Source organism: Agromyces binzhouensis, from assembly GCF_004135055.1.
Lineage (GTDB): Bacteria > Actinomycetota > Actinomycetes > Actinomycetales > Microbacteriaceae > Agromyces > Agromyces binzhouensis.
The window spans coordinates 1-3,284 of sequence record NZ_SDPL01000362.1; the positions used below are offsets into that span (position 1 = coordinate 1).

Consider the following 3,284-nt stretch of genomic DNA (forward strand, 5'->3'; position numbering starts at 1 on the left):
CCGTCGCCGGCGACCGGCGCCGTGCGCTCCCCCGGCACGCCCGGTGCGGCGTCGACCGGCACGAGCGCGCCGAAGTCCTCGATGCGGATGCCGCAGAGCGGGCCGAGCTGCGTCGCGAACCCGCCGTCGCGGAACCGGTCGAGCTCGTCCACGACGTCGCTGAACGGCCCGACGAGCAGGTGCCCGCCGCGCTCGACGAACGACGTGAGTGCGGCGGCATCCGTCTCGCGAACCAGGTAGAGCAGCGGCGCGATCGCGACGTCGTACCCGTCTCCCACGCGCGAGGCCGGAACGAGGTCGACCTGCACGTGGCGGCGGTGCAGCGCCCGGTACCACCGCTGGATCACGGCGACGTAGTCGAGCGCGTTCTGCGGGTGGTCGGATGCCTCGACGGCCCACCAGTTCTCCCAGTCGAAGACGAGCGCCACGCGCGAGTCCCGTGTGCCGGCCGGAAGCTCGGGGAGCGCGGCGAGCGCCTCGCCGAGCGCGACCGCCTCGCGCCAGGTGCGGGTCTCGGTGCCGGCGTGCGGGAGCATCGCGGAGTGGAACTTCTCGGAGCCCGCCCTCGACTGCCGCCACTGGAAGAACAGGACGCCGTCGGCGCCGCGTCCGATCGCCTGCGCGCTGAGCGCGGCCATCTGCCCGGGCGCCTTGGGCGCGTTCGTCGGCCGCCAGTTCAGTGCGTTCGTCGCCTGCTCCATGAGGATCCACGGCACCTCGGGCTTCAACGAGCGGGCGAGGTCGCGCTGGAATGCGGCCGCACGGAACGACTCCGGATCGTTCGGGTCGGGGTAGCAGTCGTCGCTCACGAGGTCGAGGTGCCGCACCCAGTGCGCGTAGTCCGCCGGCTTGAACGCGCCCATGAAGTTCGTCGTGATCGGCTGCGTCGCGCCCGCGGCGCGGATGATCTCGCGCTCCATGAGGTAGCACTCGAGCAGCATGTCGCTCGTGAACCGGCGGAAGTCGAGCTCCTGGCCCGGGTTGCGCGAGTACGGCGCCTTCCGCGGCGGGAAGACCTCGTCGAAGGACTGGTAGCGCTGCGACCAGAAGTCCGTCCCCCAGGCGTCGTTCAGCGAGCGGATGTCGCCGTATCGATCGGCGAGCCAGCGGCGGAACGCGTCTCGCGCGGCATCCGAGTAGTCGGCGTTCAGGTGGCATCCGTACTCGTTGTTCACATGCCACATGACGATCGCGGGGTGGTTCGCGTACCGCTCGGCGATCGCGGTGACGAGCTCACCGGCGAGCCGCCGGTACACGGGCGACGAGGGCGCGAACTGCTGGCGGCTCCCCGGCCAGTAGGTCGCGCCGTCCTCGTCCTGCGGCAGCATCTCCGGGTAGGCGGCGGTCGCCCACGGCGGTGGGGATGCGGTGGCGGTCGCGAGGTCGACGGCGATGCCGCCCTCGTGGAGCAGGTCGATGACCCGGTCGAGCCAGTCGAAGTCGAACTCGCCCTCGCGCGGCTGGATGCGCGACCACGCGAAGATGCCGAGGCTCACCATCGTGACGCCGGCCTCGCGCATGCGCGCGACGTCCTCGGGCCAGGTCTCCTCAGGCCACTGCTCGGGGTTGTAGTCGGCGCCGTAGTGCACGGGTGGTCCTCTCGTGGTGAAGCGTTCGTCCGGGCGATCATGCCGCGGGCGCCGACCCCCGTGCGGGAGCCGGCGCCCACGGGGCCGGATCAGGTCAGCCCAGGATCACCTGGGCCTCGCCGAAGAACTGGCTGACCGCCTCGTCCACCGAGATCGCGCCGAGGCCGATCGACTTGCCGAGGTCCCAGAAGGTCTGCTCGAGCGAGCCGTAGCCGACGACCGGGACCGGAGGGGCGTCGCCGATGCGGTCCGAGACCGACTCGAGGTAGTCGGCGACCTGCGCGTCGACGCCCTCGAGGGTCGTGCCCGCGAGCTTCGTCTCGGAGGCGGGGAAGCCGAGCGTGGTGCCGAAGACCTCGCCGGCGGTCTCGCTGTTGACGACGAAGTCGAGCCACATCGCGGCCGCCTCGGGGTGCTCGGTGTCCGCCGAGATCGCCACCTGCAGCCCGGCCTGGCGGTACAGGTCCTTCCCGCCCGGAACGTCGAGCGGCGGTGCCACGAGGGTCACCGACTCGGCGCCGGAGTCGGCCAGGTAGCCGCCGAGGAAGTTGCTCCAGCTCGCCTCGCTCGCGGTGCGGTTCGAACCGAAGCCCGAGATCGGCGCGATCTCCTCGAGCTGCTGCTGCGGGATCGCGACGCCGTCGCGCGCCTCGGCGCCCGAGTTCCAGAAGTCGCGGAGCTGGTCCTCGGTGAAGCCGAGCTCGCCGTCCTCGGTGTAGAGGTTGCCGCCCTCGGCGCGGAGCACGTTCTCGAACGTCTGGATGCGCTGGGTCATGTCGGTGCCGCCGTAGACCTCGCCACCGGTGGCCTCGGTGACCTCGGCCATCCACTCGGTGTACTCGTCGTACGTCGTGCCGCCCTCGTAGGGCTCGACGCCGGCCGCTTCGAGCAGGCCGTCGTTGAGGAACACGGCCCAGGAGCTGTACCCGGTCGGGAGCGAGTACTGCGTGCCGTCGAGCTGGCCGGTCTGCCGGAGGCCCTCGTCGAAGGCCTCGAAGTCGATGTACTCGCCGACCGTGTCGAGGTCGAGCAGCAGGCCCGGCTCGGCGTACTCGCGGAGGTACGAGTCGGAGAACTGCCACACGTCGGGCAGGCCGCCGCCGGCCGCCTCGGTCTTGCGCTTCTCCCAGTACGAGGGGAAGTCGGTGAAGGTGCCGTCGATCGTGATGTTCGGGTGCTCGGCCTCGAAGGCCTCGATGAGCTGCCCGTAGCGGTCGGCACGGTCGTCGTTGCCCCACCACGTGAAGTTCAGCGTCACCTCCTCGTCGGGGTCGTACTCGCCGCCGGCGTCGCCGCCGCCCGCGCATCCGGTCAGGGCGAGGGCCGCAGCCCCCGTCATCGCCGCGGCGGCGAGCCAGTGCCGGCCGTTCTTCCTCGTGAACATCGTCGTCCTCCGTGCTGTGGGGTGGGGGTCGCTCCGTTGGGAAAGCGCTTCCCCGCACACTAGCGTGCAACGATTCAATCGTCAACACCCGAGTGACGGCGAAACAGGGCGGATGCCTCCCCGCCCGCCTTCCGGAGGAATTTCCGCCCGACACGCCGCGCCGCACGGGCCGACACGCCGCCCATGCGCCGGAAGTTCCTCCCGAGACGTGTTCGGGCTGGGCGTGGGCGCGAGGAGCGCTGGCCCGAGGCGCGAGGTGCGCTGGCGCGAGGCGCGAGGTGCGCTGGCGCGAGGCGCGAGGTGCTGGCCCG

At 71.4% G+C, this 3,284-nt stretch carries 2 protein-coding genes; both read right to left on the reverse strand.

The window, feature by feature from the left end:
• On the reverse strand, positions 1–1,589 hold a 1,589-nt coding region (locus ESO86_RS14130; RefSeq protein WP_165307882.1), incomplete at its 3' end, for a beta-galactosidase.
• 94 nt (positions 1,590–1,683) lie between these two features.
• Positions 1,684–2,973, reverse strand: a complete 1,290-nt coding sequence (locus ESO86_RS14135) for an ABC transporter substrate-binding protein (RefSeq protein ID WP_129235573.1) — start codon at positions 2,971–2,973, stop codon at positions 1,684–1,686.
• Positions 2,974–3,284: the final 311 nt, after the last annotated feature.